Raw genomic sequence first — 17,867 nt, forward strand, 5'->3', positions numbered from 1 at the left:
TGTTAACCGGACGTTTTCATAGATAAGAAATATACACTGCTTTTAAGCGCAAAAATAGCGCAGTCGTACGACACCTTACGTTCCACATGGACTCTAAAAGAAATGTCCTACACACCTGCGCTGCTCTATTCTCTCTATGCAATGTGTATATTTATTTATCAGCTATTACAGAGTATAGCATCATTTTTCAAAATATACAAGCATTTTCCGCGATAATTCTTCGTTATTTTGTTAACTTTCTTTAGCTGTTTTCCGCATTTTTCAGCATTTTCCATAATCCTAGTTTGGAAAATAAAGTTTTCCCCGCCATTTACGGATTCATGCGTTTTTTTAATAAAGCCTCTGCCAGTACCAGATCCTCCGGTGTGGTCACCTTTAAATTTTCGTAGCTTCCCTCCACCAGGCGCACCTTTGTGCCGCTTAAATGCTCTACCACCATGGCATCATCCGTGATGCCCTTCTGCTGTGTCTCATCTGCCATCAGGCGGTCATAGGCACCGCGCACCAGGGGATAGGAAAATGCCTGCGGAGTCTGTACCTGCCACAGCCGGGAACGGTCCGGCGTGGATTCCGCAAAGCCACCTGCATCTGCTACCTTGATGGTATCTTTCACCGGCATCCCCACTACACAGGCTTCATCCGAAACAGCAGCCTGTGCCGCACGGGAAATGATCCCATCCGTCACAAGAGGCCTTGCACCGTCATGGATCAGCACATAATCACAATGCTGCAGTGCTTTCAGTCCTTCATATACCGAATGATATCGTTCTTTTCCTCCGGTCACAACAGCGCGCAGCTTGGTAAGGCCCAGGGCAGGCAGGATTTCCTCTCTCACATAGGATTCTTCTCCGGCACCGGTCACCAGCACCAGCTCATCCGCGCAGCTTTGCTCAAAGGCTTCCAGTGCGTACGAAATCAGCGGCCTGCCATTTAAAAGCATGTACTGTTTTTGAATGGCACTGTGCATCCTGCTGCCCCGGCCGCCTGCCAGGATGACCGCACCGATCCGAAATGTATCAATCATAATATTTCTTCTTTCTCAATCCTGTTTCTATTTTATGTTACCGTTCACCAAGCTTCAGATTCGGAATCGCATTCAGATCCCAGCCATGACGTGTGCCCTTTTTATATTCATAGTAGGCAGCACAGCCGATCATGGCTGCATTGTCTGTGCAGAAGATCGGAGACGGATGATAGAACCGGATGTGTGCCTTATCACAGGCCTCCTGCATGGCTGCCCGGAGCGCGGAATTGGATGCCACGCCGCCGGCAATAGCCAGCTTGTCATAGCCATATTCTTTTGCAGCGAGAACTGCACGGCTTACCAGAGCCTCCACCACTGCATTCTGGAACGATGCCACCAGATCCGGCACCCGGATCTCTTCGCCGGTCATATGGGCTTTATTAATGTAATTCAGCACAGCAGACTTCAGGCCGCTGAAGCTAAAATCATATGGTGAGCCTTCCACCTTTGCCCGTGGGAACTCAATGGCATGCGGATTTCCCTCTTTTGCAGTCTTATCTACCTTCGGACCTCCCGGATAGCCGAGTCCAACGGCACGGGCCACCTTATCAAATGCCTCGCCTGCTGCGTCATCTCGAGTGCGGCCAATGATTTCAAACTCTCCGTAATCCTTTACAATAACCAGATGGGTATGTCCGCCAGACACGATCAGGCACACAAACGGCGGTTCCAGATCCGGGTTCTCAATGTAGTTTGCAGACACATGTCCCTCAATGTGATGGACACCCACCAGTGGCTTTTTCGCCGCAAAAGCAATGGCTTTTGCCTCAGCCACACCAACCAGAAGAGCCCCCACAAGCCCCGGGCCGTAGGTCACGCCAATGGCATCCACATCTGTCAGAGTTACCCCGGCATCCTCTAGGGCCTGGGTTACAACCTGGTTGATCTTCTCAATATGTTTTCTTGAGGCGATCTCCGGAACCACACCGCCAAACTGGGTATGCAGCGCGATCTGGGACGAGATCACGTTGGAAAGGACCTCACGGCCATTCTTTACCACAGAAGCAGCTGTTTCATCACAGGAGCTCTCAATAGCCAGGATCAGTGTATCTTTCTTCTCATTTATTTCTGTTGTCTTCTTTTCTGTATCCATCATTTCTCTTACTCCTCATCGAAGGTCAGCTCACGGGTCCAGCCGTCCCGCGCCGTCTTCGCTCCCGGAAAGATTTCCCGTACTTTGTCAATAAACTCATCCGGCCGGTTTAAGGACGGGCTGTAATGCGTCAGCCACATCTCTGCCGGCTGCGCTTTTTTTGCCAGATTTGCAGCCTCGTACATGGTCATGTGTTTGTACTCCCTGGCCTTGGCCTCCTTGCCGTCCTCACCATACATGCCCTCGCAGATAAAGAGATCCGCATGTTCAGCATACTCCGCAATGACCGGAACCGGCCTGGTATCGGTACAGTAGGTGACCTTCAGTCCCTTACGGTCCGGTCCCAGCACCATATCCGGTGTATAGGTCACACCGTCAAGCTCCAGCGTCTCGCCCTTCTGAAGACGGCTCCAGGCCTTCATCGGCACATTTTGAGCCCTGGCACGCTCCACATCAAAGCGGCCTGCCCGCGGGATGGAGATGGAATAGCCGTAGCAGACCACATTGTGGTTCACCCGGTAGGCATCGATCACATAAGGTCCGATATGAAACTGATGTCTGTTTTCTTCCAATTCGATGAATTTTAACTGGAAAGGGAGCTCCGGCGCAATGGTGCGCAGCGCGTTCACCACACGCTCGAGTCCCTTCGGTCCGATCAATGTCACCGGTTCCGTCCGCTCTGCGTTGCCCATCGTGAGAAGAAGCCCTGGAAGTCCGCTGATGTGATCTGCATGATAATGGGTAAAACAGATCACATCAATGGGCTTCGGGCTCCATCCTTTTTCTTTCAACGCTACCTGCGTTCCTTCTCCGCAGTCAATCAGAAGGCTACTGCCGTCACAGCGCGCCATCATTGCAGTCAGCCAGCGATACGGAAGCGGCATCATACCGCCGGTTCCCAGTAAACAGATATCTAACATAAATCGATTAACCTCATTTCATTTGATGCTGATATCATAGCATAGCGTTTAAATGAATTCAACCGCTTCCTCGATTTCCGGTGCGATCCGAAACTGCCGGATCAGCCGGTCATAGCACGCCTCGCACAGATCCCAGTGGTGAACCTCCCCATCTTTTTCCGAAAAATAATCCCAGGGATAATTCACGGAAAATCCGCCCTCCCGCAGAATCCCCCGCTCTACCACCAGTTTCTTTCCACATCCATTGCAGATCACAGTTTCCAGTTTTCCGCTTTCCTGATATTTTCTCATGTTGGTCCCTCACCTTTTCTTTTCACTTATTCTTCCTGTTCCGGCGCCATGATTCACACTTCAAAGCATAGGCGTGAAACAAAACAGGAGATACGGCACTGCTGCCTTATCTCCTACATTATAAACAGAAATATTCACGATTTTAAGTGGTAATTCTTTCCGGCAGATCTCGCTTCCACATGATGAGTGCATCCTCTGTCGGGTTATGATAATAGGATTTCCGCACTGCCTCCTGTATAAAACCGTAGGATTCATACAGATTTCTGGCTGCCGTGTTTCCTTCGCGCACCTCCAGACTCATGGCACAGGCGCCTTCCCGGACAGCATATTCTACCATAGCATCCATCATTTTTCTGCCGACACCATAGCGACGACTGTCAGGACGCACGGCAATCCGCTGAACCTCACCTTCTCCGGCAAGGACCCGCAGGTTGCAGTAGCCAAGGATCCTTTCATCCTGTTCAAACACATAATAGACATCATACGGACTGTGGATCCCGGATTCCAGTATGCGGGCAGACCAGCATTCCGAAAAGCAGATGCGCTCCAGCTCTGCCACCTCCGGAATATCCCGTTCTTCCATGCGGCGGATCACTGTGAGTCTCCTGTACCGACACTGTGTCCTGCTGCCAGCTCGTCCGTCTTCCCCTGGCGTTTTGCTTCTTCCAGTTCGCGCTCCGCCTGGGCTTTGCGCAGATAATCCGGCGCGTGATCCATGGCTGACACAGTCCTGCCTTCCGCAAAATATACGCTTCCAAGGGCAGCCACACTGGCGCCGCGCTGGCGGTTTACCTGGGCTGGAGCAAAGGAAAACGATACCGTCATCTCCTCACGGATGATCTTCTCATTGACCGGCACACCATCTCCCAGAAAGATCACGCGCTCTCCGCGCGCATTCAGCTCCCTGATCAGTTCGTGGATATCCATGCCGCACTGCGGCTTTACAACCTCAAAAGCCTCTTCATAATGGTAGAGTCCGGTATAGACCTGACCTCTTCTTGCATCCATGACCGGGCAGATGAGTGCAGATGTTCCATATAAATTATAAGCCATGGCATCCATGGTCGGAACATGGACCAGCGGCTTCTCCAGCGCAAGTCCAAGACCCTTTGCCGTAGCAGATCCGATGCGCAGGCCCGTGTAGGAGCCCGGACCGCCTGACACCGCGATCGCATCGACCTCATGAAGATCCAGCTCCAGCATGCGGGTCACCTCATCAATCATGGGAAGCAGCGTCTGGGAATGGGTCTTTTTAAAATCCACGGTATATTCTGCTGTCACCAGGCCATCGCTCACCACGGCCACAGAAGCCACCAGTGACGCACTTTCTATTCCAAGTATCTTCATGATAATCCCTCCACCGTTATCTTGCGGTAATCAAATCCCTGCTCCAGGTCTTTTTCAATGCAAATGTGGACAACCTTATCCGGCAGGATCTCCAAAATGAGCTGGGACCACTCGATCAGACAGACGCCCTCTCCGTAAAAGCAGTCCTCATAGCCGATCTCGTCCATCTCGCTGATATCGCCGATGCGATACACATCAAAATGGTACAGGGGAATCCGTCCGCTGTCGTACTGCTGTACAATCGTAAAGGTCGGACTGTTCACCGGCTCATCAATTCCGAGTCCGGCTGCAAAGCCCTGGGTAAAAATAGTCTTGCCCACTCCCAGATCGCCGTCCAGGCAATACACCTCTCCCGGCTTTGCCTGTTCCCCCAGGCGTTTCCCCAGGGCAAAGGTTTCCTGTGGGCTGTTGCTTGTATATTCCATCAGATTTTCCTCCGTTTTTCTTTCGGGAGATGTGCCGTCACCAATTCCCGGAACGCTTCTTCCTGATCGCCCAAAGCCGTTTTCGGAATCAGATAGGCATGAACCCGGTCCATATAAAGAATGTACATGGATGGCTTCGCATCCAGCCGTCCCATCTGTTCCCAGGTAAAATCTGCGGAATTGTCCTCCTGACTAACCGTCAGCTTCTCCTGATCGAACATCAGCCGCATTGGATTTTTTACAGCCGGACGCTTTGCCTGTTTGCTTGCCTTGAGCCAGAGCAGACATGGCTGCCAGACGGTAAAGATCAATGCACAGACCACAAGCAGGCACCTATATGGAACCGTAGTGGTATTCCAGCGGAAGATCAGAAGATACAGCGCTGCCAGGGAAAAGAGCCCATTAAAAATTCCCATAAATCCGGCATTCGCATGATACATGGAAAATGCCCACAGATCCTTCGCCGTAATATGCAAAGTCACATCTACCGTTTTGCCGGTGCAGGCAGTCTCATTGACTTCACTTGCCGCATGTTTCTCGTTTGCCATCGCATTCACCGTTCCTTTCCAAACACTGCTTCAGACCGCCGTCTAAGGCATCCTCGCAGAATCCTTTGTTTCATTTTCAATCTTACAGCTTCATAGTCAGGCCAATGCGCTTCTTGTTCAGATCTACGCTTAATACCTTCACCTCTACGATATCACCAACGCTGACTGCCTCAAGCGGATGCTTGATATAGCGGTCTGTCATCTGTGAAATATGGACCAGGCCATCCTGATGCACACCGATATCCACAAAGGCACCAAAGTCGATGACATTGCGCACGGTTCCCTTCAGTACCATGCCCGGTGTCAGGTCCTTCATCTCAAGGACATCGGTACGCAGGATCGGTTTTTGCATCTCCTCACGGGGATCTCTGGCCGGTTTTTCCAACTCCTTTACAATGTCCTTTAACGTGATCTCACCGATGCCAAGCTCCTCTGCAAGACCTTTGCAGCTGCGTACCTTTCTGCCAAGTTCCTTTAAGCCGCCTGCGGCAATATCTTGCGGCCTGCAGCTTACCTTTTCCAGAAGCTTCTGTACTGCCTCATAGCTTTCCGGATGCACGGAAGTCATATCCAGCGGATTGTCCCCGCCTTTGATGCGCATGAAGCCGGCACACTGCTCGAATGCCTTCGGGCCAAGCTTTGCTACCTTTAAAAGCTGTCTGCGGTTTGTAAATACGCCGTTCTCCTCGCGATATGCCACAATGTTCTTCGCAATGGCCTTGGAGACACCGGAAATGTACTCAAGCAGGGAGGCGGAAGCGGTGTTTAAATCCACGCCCACACGGTTTACGCAATCCTCCACGACGCCCTGCAGGGTTTCACTTAAGTTTTTCTGGTTCATATCATGCTGATACTGCCCCACGCCGATGGATTTCGGATCAATCTTGACAAGCTCTGCCAGCGGATCCTGCAGTCTTCTTGCGATAGAAGCTGCGCTTCGCTGCCCTACATCAAAGTTTGGGAACTCCTCGGTAGCCAGCTTGCTGGCAGAATACACAGAGGCTCCTGCCTCGTTGACAATCACGTACTGAACCTGCTGCGGGATCTCTTTGAGCAGCTCCACGATGATCATCTCAGACTCACGCGAGGCTGTGCCATTTCCGATTGAGATCAGCGAAATATCATATTTTTTGATCAGATCTTTTACGATTTTCTTGGATTCCTCTACCTTATTCTGCGGTGCAGTCGGGTAAATAACGGTGGTATCAAGCACCTTACCTGTTACATCCACAACAGCCAGCTTACAGCCGGTACGGAATGCCGGATCCCAGCCCAGCACAACACGGCCTGCAACCGGCGGCTGCATCAGAAGCTGCTTTAAATTCTTGCCGAATACCTTAATTGCTCCGGCCTCTGCAGTCTCAGTCAGAGCACTGCGGATCTCACGCTCAATCGCCGGCGCAATCAGACGGCGGTAGCTGTCTGCAGCTACCTCTCTTAAAACCGGTGCGGTATATGGGTTGTCCTGAGTGACGATCTGTTTTTCCAGATAGCGCAGGATATTCTCCTCCGGAGCCTCTACCTTCACGGTCAGCACCTTTTCTTTTTCACCGCGGTTTAAAGCCAGGACACGGTGACCGGCGCATTTTTTCACCGGTTCCTCGTACTGGTAATACATCTCATAAACAGACTCTGCCTTTTCATCTCTGGCCTGGGAACGGAGCATGCCCTGCTCTGTGGTAACCTTTCGGATATAAGTGCGGTAATCTGCCTGGTCGGAAATGCGCTCCGCAATGATATCCTTTGCTCCGGCAATGGCATCAGCCGCCGTCGGCACCTCCCTGGCTTCCGACACATAGCCTTCTGCAAGCTTCTCTAACGGTTCCTCCGCCTGCTGCGCAAGGATCAGATCCGCCAATGGCTCCAGGCCACGTTCCTTCGCGATCATGGCGCGGGTTCGGCGCTTTGGACGGTATGGACGATAGAGATCTTCCAGAGCTACCATGGTCATGGCCGCCTGAATCTGTTTTTCCAGCTCCGGTGTCAGCTTTTCCTGATCCCGGATGGTAGAAAGCACCTGTTCCTTCTTTTCGTCCAGGTTGCGCAGGTAACGCAGACGCTCGTCCAGATTTCGGAGTACCTCATCGTTCAAAGAGCCGGTTGCCTCTTTGCGGTAACGGGCAATGAACGGAATGGTGTTTCCTTCATCGATCAGCTGGACCGCTGCCTCCACCTGCTTATATCCAATCTGCAGTTCTTCCTGCAATATTTTAAAAATATCCATCTGGTGTAAAACTCCTTTTGTCTTTCTTTAAGCTGTATCTTTCATTATAATCCATAACCAGATGCGGCGCAAGCCATTCAAGATTCTCCCTTGAGGCTTTTTTGTTTTCGTGTTATGATTAAGAATGTTATTTTATCTCTACCTACGGAGGAATTTACATGGAACAAAACACCGGCGCCAAACGCCCCTCCCCCAACAGACTCGCGCGGACCAGCCTTTTTCTCAGCATCTTCGCTATCTTCAGCTGGTTTTATCCGCCGGTTCAGATCATACTCGGAGCTTCTGCGGCTTTGAGCGCATGGTTTTCCCGGAAAGAGCACCATTTTACCGGTGCCGGAATTGCTGGATTTGTTATTGGAATCTTCTGCATCCTGCTGAGCTTTTTTATCTTTTTCCAGTATATGCTGGTCTACGAAGTAGCCCGGGATCCAGCCAATGCCGACCTGATCCGTCAGGTATATCACCAGGCTCAGGAAATTCTAAACCGCATGGGAACGACAGCGCAGTAAGCTGTCAGCAACCGTATTTCAGGCAAAATGCCAGACAGCATCAAAGGATGCTGCCTGGCATTTTCTATGCTTTCCTCATATTTCATTTTATAACTCTGCGCGGATTCTCTGGCGGATCTTTGCGGTTTTCTCAAAGGCAGCAGCGCAGTCTGCGTATGCTGCTTCACTCATTTCACCGGTCAGAAGCGCGAATTCATCGGTCAGATTTTCAAGCTTTACAATCCGGCCACCTCCAAATGCAGCGGCTGCGGCCTGCTCCAGCTCTGCCCCATTTCCCTCCACACGCACAAAATAGCGGTGTACGGAAGTTTTCTGGTTTGCGATCGTCAGACGCTCACCGCTCCAGCCGAACGGAACGTTATGGTCCGCATTCTCAACCGCTTCCATAATATCCGCAATGACAGCGCTTGCGGTCGGGAGCTTTCCGGCTCCGCTTCCGTAGAACATGGAAGTGCCCAGCATGTTGCCCTTTACCAGAATGCCGTTAAATACATCATTTACGGCATACAGCGGATGATCCTTTCCGATCATGACCGGTGCGACCCATGCGTGAACCTCATTGCCGTCCATGCGGCTAGTTCCAAACAGCTTCACGGAAGTTCCAAGCTTATCTGCATACTTGAAATCCACATCGGTAATCTTCGTGATGCCCTCAGTACAGATATCCTCATAGTTTACTTCTTTTCCGGTTGCCATTGCTGTAAGGATCGCGATCTTTCTGCAGGTATCATAGCCCTCTACATCTGCCTCCGGATTGCGTTCTGCATAGCCTAAATCCTGTGCCTCTTTCAATACAGTCTCAAAGGAAGCACCCTCCTTATCCATCTTAGTCAGGATGAAGTTGGTGGTTCCGTTTAAGATACCGGTAATCTCCAGGATTTTCTCTCCCTTTAAGCAGCGGTACAGCGGACGGATGATCGGGATACCGCCGCCCACACTGGCCTCAAAAAAGAAGTTTACGTTCTTTTCCCTCGCAATGGCAAGAAGCTCCGTTCCATAGGCTGCCACCAGCGCCTTGTTGGAGGTTACCACATGCTTGCCGGCTAACAGGCTTGCTTTTACAAACGGATACGACGGGTTCAGTCCGCCCATGGTCTCTACCACCACGCTGACCTCCGGATCCTGCTCGATCACGGAAAAATCATGTACGATCTTGTCTTCCACCGGGCTTTCCGGAAAGTCCCGAAGATCCAGAACATACTTAAGAGCCACATCCTGACCACAGCCATTTTTGATCTGCTCTGCGTTCCTGGCCAAAATCTCCGCTACTCCGGAACCAATTGTGCCATATCCCATGATTGCTACCTGTACCATTGCTCTTTCCTCACTTTTCTCTCTGTTATCGATTCATTTATTCGTATAAACTCCCCAATATCTGCGAACTCCGGTGCTACTCCCTGGAAACAATCTTTACATAATGGATACCATCCTGTTCTTCGATTTCTTCCACCATCTTGGAAATATTGCCGGTGTTGTCCTTTACTTCTACGGACAAGGTCAGGGTTGCCACGCCGTTGACCGGAATACTCTGGTGGATCGTCAGAATATTTGCCTTATAAATCGCTACAATATGGAGCAGGTCCGAAAGAAGGCCCTGTTCATCATCCATCTGTACCACAAAGGTAACCGTTTTGCCCTTGGTATTGTCGTAAAACGGGAAAATATCCTCTTTATATTTATAAAAAGAACTGCGGCTGATACCTACACGGTCTGTTGCCTCCTGCACGGTCAGCACACGTTCCGACTCCAGAAGCTTTTTCGCCTCTACCACCTTCAGTAATACTTCCGGTACCGCTTTCTGTTTTACCACAAAGTATTTTGTTTTTTCCTCTGGCATAATCAATCCTCCCGGCACATTTCATGTTCGTCTATCATGAACATTTGTGCTCATGTGAGAGATATTAGCACAAAAAAAAGCAGAGTGCAAGCTTTTTCTTGCATACACTCTGCTTTTATAAAGAATTTCAAATTAATCTTCTGCGGATGCCTTGCGGTCCGGACAGCCCAGACTCAGCCAGCGCAGGTAAGCGCTGATAAACGGATCAAGCCCGCCATCCAGCACATTGGCCACATTTCCGGTTTCCTCTCCGGTGCGCAGATCCTTGACCATGGTATACGGCTGCAGGACATAAGAGCGGATCTGGTTTCCCCAGCCGATCTCTTTCACATCGCCCCGGATGTCAGAAAGCTTCTCTGCATTCTCCTGCTGCTTTAACATATACAGCTTTGCCTTTAACATCTGCATGGCCTTATCCTTGTTCTGGAACTGGGAACGCTCATTCTGGCACTGTACCACGATTCCGGTCGGAATATGGGTGATACGGATCGCAGAGGAGGTCTTGTTGATATGCTGACCACCGGCACCGCTGGAACGATAGGTATCGATCCGCAGGTCATCCGGGTTGATCTCCACATCCAGATCTTCTTCAATATCCGGCATAACATCACAGGATACAAAGGACGTCTGACGCTTTCCTGCCGCATTGAACGGAGAGATCCGCACCAGGCGGTGCACACCGCGTTCGGACTTTAAGTAGCCGAATGCATTTTCACCATTGATCTGGATGGTAACAGACTTAATGCCTGCTTCATCGCCGTCCAGGTAGTCCAGGACCTCAGTCTTATAGCCCATCTTGTCCGCCCATCTGCAGTACATACGGTAAAGCATGCTGCACCAGTCACAGGATTCGGTACCGCCTGCGCCTGCATTCAGACGCAGGATAGCATTGTATTTGTCATACTCTCCGGACAGCAGCGTCTCCATGCGCAGTTTCTCCAGATTGCGCTCGAACTCATCCAGCATCTCCTGGATCTCCGGTATCAGGGCAGGATCTTCCTCCTCATAGCCCATCTCGATCATCACCTGGATGTCTTCGTACTGCTGTTCCAGACCACGGTAAAGATCTACGGTATCCTTCAGGTTCTTTGCCTCCTGCACCAGTTTGGTGGCACGGTCGGCATTGTCCCAGAAGCCTGGCTCCTCCATGGATTTATCTAACTCATCGATTCGTCTGACCTTGTTATCCAGGTCAAAGTGAATCCCTCACTTCCACTAATGGTTTTTCAAAGGTCGATAATGTGTACTTGAACTGATCTAATTCTACCATTGTGTCACCTTCTTTCATAATTATATTTCTGAATCTTATCTTGGCATCAGATCGCGGCCATGGCACTGTTTGAACTTTTTACCGCTTCCGCACGGACACGGATCATTCGGGTAAATCTTCTGCACCTGGCGTACCTTCGGTGCCTGCGGCGCAGAGGTGTCACGGTTGGTCCCGGTTACCTTCGCTGCCGGCTCTCGTTCAACCTTCTGCTCTACGCGAATGTGGAACAGAATACGGACTGTCTCCTCGGTGATGGCAGCCGTCATGGCCTCGAACATCTCGTAGGCATTCATCTTATACTCAACAACCGGATCTCTCTGGCCGTAAGCCTGCAGGCCGATACCCTGACGCAGCTGGTCCATGTCATCGATATGGCTCATCCACTTGTTGTCGATCACCTTCAGAAGTACCACACGCTCCAGCTCACGGATCTGCTCTGCATCCTGGAATTCAGCCTCCTTCGCCTCATACAGCTTGATGGCTTCTTCCTTCAGCATGTGCTTTAACTCATTTTTCTTGGTCACCGGATGATTCTCTGCCGTAATCGTCTCAAGCGGAATGATCGGGAGCAGAAGACTGTTCAGCTCCTTCAGATCCCAATCAGAGGATGCCTGCTCATCAGAAATGGACAGATCTACGGAGTTCTCCACGATATCGGTGATCATCTTTAAGATGAGGTCGCGCATGTTATCTCCATCCAGAACCTTGCGGCGCTCTGCGTAGATGATCTCACGCTGCTCGTTGTTGACCTCGTCGTATTTTAACAGGTTTTCACGGATACCGTAGTTGTTGTTCTCGATCTTCATCTGTGCCTTCTCAATGGCACTGGAAAGCATCTTGTGCTCGATCTGCTCGCCCTCCGGAACACCCAGAGCTTCGAACATAGCCATGAGACGCTCAGAACCGAACAGACGCATCAGGTCATCTTCCAGGGAAATATAGAAACGGGATTCACCCGGGTCTCCCTGACGTCCGGAACGGCCGCGCAACTGGTTATCGATTCGGCGGGACTCGTGACGCTCGGTACCGATAACCTTTAAACCGCCTGCTGCCTTTGCCTCATCATCCAGCTTGATATCGGTACCACGGCCTGCCATGTTGGTTGCGATAGTTACGGCTCCATGAATACCTGCATCTGCTACGATCTCAGCCTCCAGCTCATGGAACTTCGCGTTCAGGACCTTATGCTGGATGCCGCGTTTGTTCAGCATCTTGCTTAAAAGCTCGGAAGTCTCAATGGTAATGGTACCAACCAGCACCGGCTGTCCCTTCTCATGAGAAGCTACAACATCGTTGACAACAGCCTCAAATTTTTCTTTTTTCGTCTTGTATACGGCATCCTCATGATCGATACGCGCTACCGGACGGTTGGTCGGGATTGCGATCGCGTCCATGCCATAAGTGTTTCGGAACTCTTTCTCCTCAGTCAGCGCAGTACCTGTCATACCGGATTTTTTGCGGAATTTGTTGAAGAAGTTCTGGAAGGTGATGGTTGCCAGAGTCTTGCTCTCACGACGCACATTCACATGCTCCTTCGCCTCAATTGCCTGATGCAGGCCATCTGAGTAACGGCGGCCCGGCATGATACGTCCGGTAAATTCATCGACGATCAGTACCTCATCATCTTTTACCACATAGTCCTTATCACGGAACATCAGGTAGTTTGCGCGCAGTGCCAGAATGATGTTGTGCTGGATCTCCAGATTCTCCGGATCTGCCAGGTTCTCAATATGGAAGAACTGCTCTACCTTCTTAACGCCTTCCTCAGTCAGGTTAACGACTTTATCCTTCTCGTTTACAATGAAATCTCCGGTTTCTTCAATGTCCTCACCCATGATGGCATTCATCTTGGTGAACTCACCGGAGGCCTCACCGCGTACCAGCTGATGCGCCAGCACATCGCAGACCTCGTACAGCTTGGTGGATTTACCGCTCTGTCCGGAAATGATCAGCGGAGTTCTTGCTTCATCGATCAGGACGGAATCGACCTCATCGATGATGGCGTAATCCAGATTGCGCAGAACCATCTGATCTTTGTAGATGGCCATGTTATCACGCAGGTAATCAAAGCCCAGCTCATTGTTGGTAACGTAGGTAATATCGCAGTTGTATGCAGCCTTACGCTCCTCAGAGGTCATCGGATTTAATACCACGCCGACGGTCAGACCCAGGAAACGGTGAACCTGTCCCATCCACTCTGCATCTCGCTTTGCCAGATAGTCGTTGACCGTTACGATATGAACGCCTTTACCGGCCAGTGCGTTCAAATATGCCGGGGAAGTAGAAACCAGGGTCTTACCTTCACCGGTTCTCATCTCAGCGATACGGCCCTGATGCAGGACGATACCACCAATGAGCTGTACCGGGTAATGTTCCATGTTCAGCACACGCTTTGCGGCCTCACGTACGGTGGCAAATGCCTCCGGAAGAATATCGTCCAGAGTCTCGCCATTGGCCAGGCGCTCCTTGAAGATGCGGGTATTGTCGCGCAGCTCCTCATCGGTCTTTGCCTGCATGGTCGGGCGCAGCGCCTCGATCTTATCCACGATCGGATAGATCATCTTCAGTTCCCGCTCACTGTGGGTGCCAAATACTTTTTCTATGAGATTCATATAGTTCTTTCTCCTAAATTTTCTTTGTTTCGTCTGTCACATTTCTACTATTATAAGTCAATCTTTGATATTGTACCACCATCCCCTGATTTATTCAAGTTTTAGGCCCTTTGTTCACAAAAAATTAATTTCCTCGATACAAAGATGACATAATTGTGAAATTATGGTAAACTTGTCAGGTTGCACAAAAACTATGTTCGATTCACAACTTATCCACGTTATCCACATTATCCACGAAATCTGCATCCACATTTCTTCCCCCTGTTTTTCAGCCAAAAATGAGTTATACACCAAGTTATCCACATTATCCACATAAATTTCCCACATTTTCCAGTTCTTCCACTTTCGGAAACTCCGCGGTTTTCTTTGTTCATATCTTATAAATCCGCGTTTTACGCCAAAAAATACACTAAAAGCGCTTGACTTTTCCGCTGACATGCAGGTAGAAATGCAATTTATTTTTTGTGGATAAAGTATGCGTTTTTATATTTCATTCTCAATAATTGTCTCAACAATTTCCTCGTTTTGGTTGAAATTTTCGGTTTTATATGTTATACTTAGGACATCTCAAAAGAAGGAGCTGATGACTTATGCGTTATACAATTACAGGCAGAAATATTGATGTGACTCCGGGGCTTCGCGCCGCCATTGAGGAAAAAATCGGAAAACTGGAACGTTACTTCCTTCCGGATACAGAAATCATCGTAACGCTCAGCGTACAGAAAGACAAACAGAAGATCGAGGTTACCATCCCGGTTAAGGGTAGCATTATCCGTGCCGAAGAATCCAGCAGTGATATGTACGTATCTATTGACCTGGTAGAGGAGATTATCGAACGCCAGCTTCGTAAGTACAAAAACAAACTCATTGACCAGAAACAGTCCGCACAGGCCTTCTCCGATCTGTTCATCAGTGAAGAGGTCGAGGATGAGGATGAGATCCAGATCGTGAAGACCAAACGTTTCGCCATGAAACCCATGGATCCGGAAGAAGCCTGCGTACAGATGGAGCTGTTAGGACATAACTTCTACGTATTCTTAAATGCAGAGACTGAGGAAGTCAACGTTGTTTATAAGAGAAAAGGACAGACCTACGGACTGATCGAACCGGAGTTCTAAACAATTCCATACGAGGATCAGAGTACTTTCATACACAAAACGCCTTCGGGAATATGATTTCCCGGAGGCGTTTTGACGTTCATTCAAATAAATTTCCGAAGCCACTTTCCTTTTTCCCGATGGGATAAAAGTGATACCAAAAGCGCAAACAACAGCATCGGCACAAAAATACACAGCGTAATATTCTGTTTGGTGAGCGGAAGTGGATTCCACTTTACTGTCCACGAAAAGAAATAGAAGAAATAAAAATGAGAAAAGTATATCCATTCACTCATTTCCCGCAGGATCACAAAAAAACGGGAATACGCTCCCGCAAAGCCCATAAAAAGCTCTGTCAGGCAGACTGCCGCCGGAGCCGCGGTGAATACCATATTGGTATTGAAGCAGGTGGACACCTCTTTGTACATGAGAATCAGAAACACCACACTGCCCCCAAGAGAAAGCAGTACCGGCATGCGCCAGGTCTTTCTGGAAAACCAGAGTCCGAGTGTCAGGTAGAAGCTGCCATAAAACAGACCGTTTCGCATGGTGACAAACTTTGGTGCGTACCACCAGACGAACTCCTGGATCTTCATAGGCGCCCGCTCGGTAAAATACCAGTTGTCGCAGATGCATCCAAACACAAACAGCGCACCGGTCAGCACCAGCAGCTGCCGCACGCCCAGCCCTGCCCGGTAACCGGTCCAGACCAGAAGGACCGCCACTGCCAGCGCCGGAAGATACCACAGCTGGGCAATGGTGCTCGAGAAAAAGAAGGAATGGATATATGCCTTCACGGTCTCCGCAATGCCGGCTGTACCATGATACCAGTTGAAGATATCAATGGGCCAGTAGATCACGCACCAGAGCAGATATAGCTTCACAATGCGCCAGGCATAACGTCCTGCCACCGGCCATCCGCTCTTTTTGCCGGTATCCGGGATCTTGCGAAACAGCAGAAAACCGGCAATGATGAAGAACACCGGAACTGCCAGGTTAGAAAGCCAGCTGCCGATCACCAGACGCCAGCGGCTCTCTGCCGGATAAAATACCTGGATCATATGCCGCGCGGCCACCAGGACTGCCATGATAAATTTCAGCAGATCCAGGCCGCAGTATTGTTTTTTTTCATTCATAGCCCGCTCACTCCTAATTCAGGAATGTCACCGCCTTGCACGGCGTACGGTAGTTGTATTTGGTGATGGTGATACCCGTAGTCGGATTGCTGGAGTGGATGATTTTTCCATCGCCTATGTAAATAGCCACATGGTTGATATAATTACCGCTGGCATAGAACAGCAGATCGCCCGGCTGAATGGCTGACATGGAAATTTCTTTTCCCTTTGCCGCCTGATCTCTTGAGCTTCTTCCTGTCGTAATACCAAAGTGAGCAAAAACTGACTGGGTAAAGCCGGAGCAGTCTGCGCCATTTGTCAGGCTGGTGCCTCCGTAAACATATGGATTGCCCAAAAACTGTTTCGCATAAGCCACGATAGCTGTTCTGGTCGCAGATACGACTGCTGCAGGACTTCCGGGACCGGCAACCGGTGAAGATACCGTACCGGCAGACGGACCGGAAGATCCGATCTGGCTGGAGCCGCTCTGAGAGGAACTGTTCTGCGAAGAATCTGTCTTTCCCGGAGCCGAGGCCGCCGGCTGGCTGCCCGAACTGCTCTGTCCTGCTGACGGACTCTTGGACTGACTGCTCTGCGCATTATTCGCCGTCGGAGCACTTGTCATTGCGGAATCATCGCTCTGGGATGGATTGGCCGCAATGATGACATCCTTATTTTCTTCCATCTTGATGGTCTGCTCCAGGTTTGCGATAGCTGTCTGGGCATCACGCTTTCTCTGCGCTTCTTCTTCCAGCTTCTGGCGTTCTTCCTCCAGGGATACTGCCTGATCAAATTCCACTTCTACCTGACAATATGACTTGGCAATGTAGCCGATCAGGTCTGCATCGACCTCAACCTTATAAAAATCACCTTCATCTCCCTGGACCACGTAGCGGGAACCGCTGGAAACCATAGTCAGGACATTGCTGGTGAGGTTCGGTTCCTCTCGCAGGCGCAAGTTATCCGCACTGACAGTGACAAACTCCCGCCCGATCGACTGCGCCAGAGTCTCTGCCTCCTGTCCGGTGATAAAATACTGAGATTTGATAAAACCATTAACTGTTCCGGACTGGATGCGGTACCAGCTTCCGCCCTCTCCTTCCACCGTCTCCAGAATGGTAGCCGCGCAGTTATTATAGATTTTACCGACAATCTTACTGTTTGTAGTTGCCTGTTCCCGAATGTTTACATAATCTGATACCTGCGATACCGCAATATTCTCATAATCTGCAGGTGCTGCCACAAGTGTTGCCTCATGAACAGACTTTGATGCATCCGCATAAGCGGCAAACGGGCTGGATGTCGCTGCGCAGAGACAGCTCACTGCCAGTACTTTCTTCCATATATTCATGCGTATTTGCCTTTCCAGCTGTGAAGCCACAGCCATTGTCCTGTTTCCACTGTAATCTGTCCTCCAGTATAGCATAACTATCTTAAAAGTTACAGAGCGTTCGCAAAATTGTAATTGAATTGTAAAATGTCTCAATCATTTCAGAAACTACAGGGCAAATATTTCATTTTTATGGTAGAATAGAGCCAAAGAAAGGAGTGATCT

General features: G+C 50.0%; 17 protein-coding genes. 2 read left to right on the top strand and 15 right to left on the bottom strand.

The genetic code is table 11. The features are described from left to right. Positions 1 to 310 precede the first annotated feature (310 nt). The 9 genes from ispD to DW819_RS11295 form a co-directional block, all read right to left on the bottom strand. Positions 311 to 1,024, bottom strand: coding sequence for a 2-C-methyl-D-erythritol 4-phosphate cytidylyltransferase (gene ispD / locus DW819_RS11255; protein ID WP_118733370.1), 714 nt, complete (start codon positions 1,022 to 1,024; stop codon positions 311 to 313). 37 nt (positions 1,025 to 1,061) lie between these two features. After that, positions 1,062 to 2,117: a tRNA (adenosine(37)-N6)-threonylcarbamoyltransferase complex transferase subunit TsaD gene (gene tsaD, locus DW819_RS11260; RefSeq protein ID WP_118733408.1), complete on the bottom strand. Its 1,056-nt coding sequence runs from the start codon at positions 2,115 to 2,117 to the stop codon at positions 1,062 to 1,064. A gap of 8 nt (positions 2,118 to 2,125) precedes the next feature. Continuing rightward, positions 2,126 to 3,037: a ribonuclease Z gene (locus DW819_RS11265; protein ID WP_118733371.1), complete on the bottom strand. Its 912-nt coding sequence runs from the start codon at positions 3,035 to 3,037 to the stop codon at positions 2,126 to 2,128. Between the two features lie 48 nt (positions 3,038 to 3,085). Then, positions 3,086 to 3,328: a hypothetical protein gene (locus DW819_RS11270; protein WP_118733372.1), complete on the bottom strand. Its 243-nt coding sequence runs from the start codon at positions 3,326 to 3,328 to the stop codon at positions 3,086 to 3,088. Positions 3,329 to 3,470: 142 nt separating this feature from the next. Beyond that, positions 3,471 to 3,923, bottom strand: coding sequence for a ribosomal protein S18-alanine N-acetyltransferase (gene rimI / locus DW819_RS11275; RefSeq protein ID WP_347560202.1), 453 nt, complete (start codon positions 3,921 to 3,923; stop codon positions 3,471 to 3,473). Next, the gene (gene tsaB, locus DW819_RS11280; protein WP_118733373.1) at positions 3,920 to 4,675 is read right to left on the bottom strand and encodes a tRNA (adenosine(37)-N6)-threonylcarbamoyltransferase complex dimerization subunit type 1 TsaB; all 756 of its coding nucleotides are present in this window, start codon (positions 4,673 to 4,675) and stop codon (positions 3,920 to 3,922) included. The genes rimI and tsaB overlap by 4 nt, the downstream gene beginning before the upstream one ends. Then, entirely contained in the window at positions 4,672 to 5,100 is a 429-nt protein-coding gene (tsaE, locus tag DW819_RS11285; protein WP_118733374.1) for a tRNA (adenosine(37)-N6)-threonylcarbamoyltransferase complex ATPase subunit type 1 TsaE, read from the bottom strand. Before tsaE ends, tsaB begins: the two co-directional genes overlap by 4 nt. Continuing rightward, a complete protein-coding gene (locus tag DW819_RS11290; RefSeq protein ID WP_118733375.1) occupies positions 5,100 to 5,648 on the bottom strand; it encodes a YcxB family protein in 549 nt (182 codons plus the stop codon). Before DW819_RS11290 ends, tsaE begins: the two co-directional genes overlap by 1 nt. A gap of 82 nt (positions 5,649 to 5,730) precedes the next feature. Continuing rightward, complete coding sequence (locus DW819_RS11295; protein ID WP_118733376.1) at positions 5,731 to 7,872, bottom strand: Tex family protein; 2,142 nt, start codon at positions 7,870 to 7,872, stop codon at positions 5,731 to 5,733. A gap of 158 nt (positions 7,873 to 8,030) precedes the next feature. On the opposite strand from DW819_RS11295, the gene DW819_RS11300 reads away from it, so the two are divergent. After that, positions 8,031 to 8,381: a hypothetical protein gene (locus DW819_RS11300; protein WP_118733377.1), complete on the top strand. Its 351-nt coding sequence runs from the start codon at positions 8,031 to 8,033 to the stop codon at positions 8,379 to 8,381. An 87-nt stretch (positions 8,382 to 8,468) separates the two neighbouring features. Here the strand turns inward: DW819_RS11300 and DW819_RS11305 are convergent, their stop codons facing one another. The 4 genes from DW819_RS11305 to secA all read right to left on the bottom strand — a co-directional run bounded on the left by DW819_RS11305 (position 8,469) and on the right by secA (position 14,100). Continuing rightward, positions 8,469 to 9,695 (bottom strand): homoserine dehydrogenase, encoded by a 1,227-nt coding sequence (locus DW819_RS11305; protein ID WP_118733378.1) that lies wholly within the window; start codon positions 9,693 to 9,695, stop codon positions 8,469 to 8,471. Positions 9,696 to 9,771: 76 nt separating this feature from the next. Then, positions 9,772 to 10,218 (bottom strand): ACT domain-containing protein, encoded by a 447-nt coding sequence (locus DW819_RS11310; RefSeq protein WP_118733379.1) that lies wholly within the window; start codon positions 10,216 to 10,218, stop codon positions 9,772 to 9,774. Positions 10,219 to 10,350: 132 nt separating this feature from the next. Next, a protein-coding gene (gene prfB, locus DW819_RS11315; protein WP_118733380.1) for a peptide chain release factor 2 occupies positions 10,351 to 11,488 on the bottom strand; the annotation gives its coding sequence in 2 pieces (ribosomal slippage) (positions 10,351 to 11,412 and positions 11,414 to 11,488; 1,137 coding nt in all). Between the two features lie 35 nt (positions 11,489 to 11,523). Continuing rightward, positions 11,524 to 14,100 carry a preprotein translocase subunit SecA gene (gene secA / locus DW819_RS11320; protein WP_118733381.1) on the bottom strand — a complete coding sequence of 859 codons (2,577 nt, stop codon included), beginning with the start codon at positions 14,098 to 14,100 and terminating at the stop codon, positions 11,524 to 11,526. Between the two features lie 590 nt (positions 14,101 to 14,690). Here secA and raiA point away from each other — a divergent pair. Next, a complete protein-coding gene (raiA, locus tag DW819_RS11330) occupies positions 14,691 to 15,218 on the top strand; it encodes a ribosome-associated translation inhibitor RaiA (RefSeq protein WP_118733383.1) in 528 nt (175 codons plus the stop codon). An 83-nt stretch (positions 15,219 to 15,301) separates the two neighbouring features. Here raiA and DW819_RS11335 read toward each other — a convergent pair whose 3' ends face one another. After that, positions 15,302 to 16,333 carry an acyltransferase gene (locus tag DW819_RS11335; RefSeq protein WP_118733384.1) on the bottom strand — a complete coding sequence of 344 codons (1,032 nt, stop codon included), beginning with the start codon at positions 16,331 to 16,333 and terminating at the stop codon, positions 15,302 to 15,304. A 13-nt stretch (positions 16,334 to 16,346) separates the two neighbouring features. Then, positions 16,347 to 17,663, bottom strand: a complete 1,317-nt coding sequence (locus DW819_RS11340) for a C40 family peptidase (protein ID WP_182432635.1) — start codon at positions 17,661 to 17,663, stop codon at positions 16,347 to 16,349. Positions 17,664 to 17,867 lie beyond the last annotated feature (204 nt).

This window comes from Clostridium sp. AM33-3, from assembly GCF_003480315.1.
Classification (GTDB): Bacteria; Bacillota; Clostridia; order Lachnospirales; family Lachnospiraceae; genus Brotaphodocola.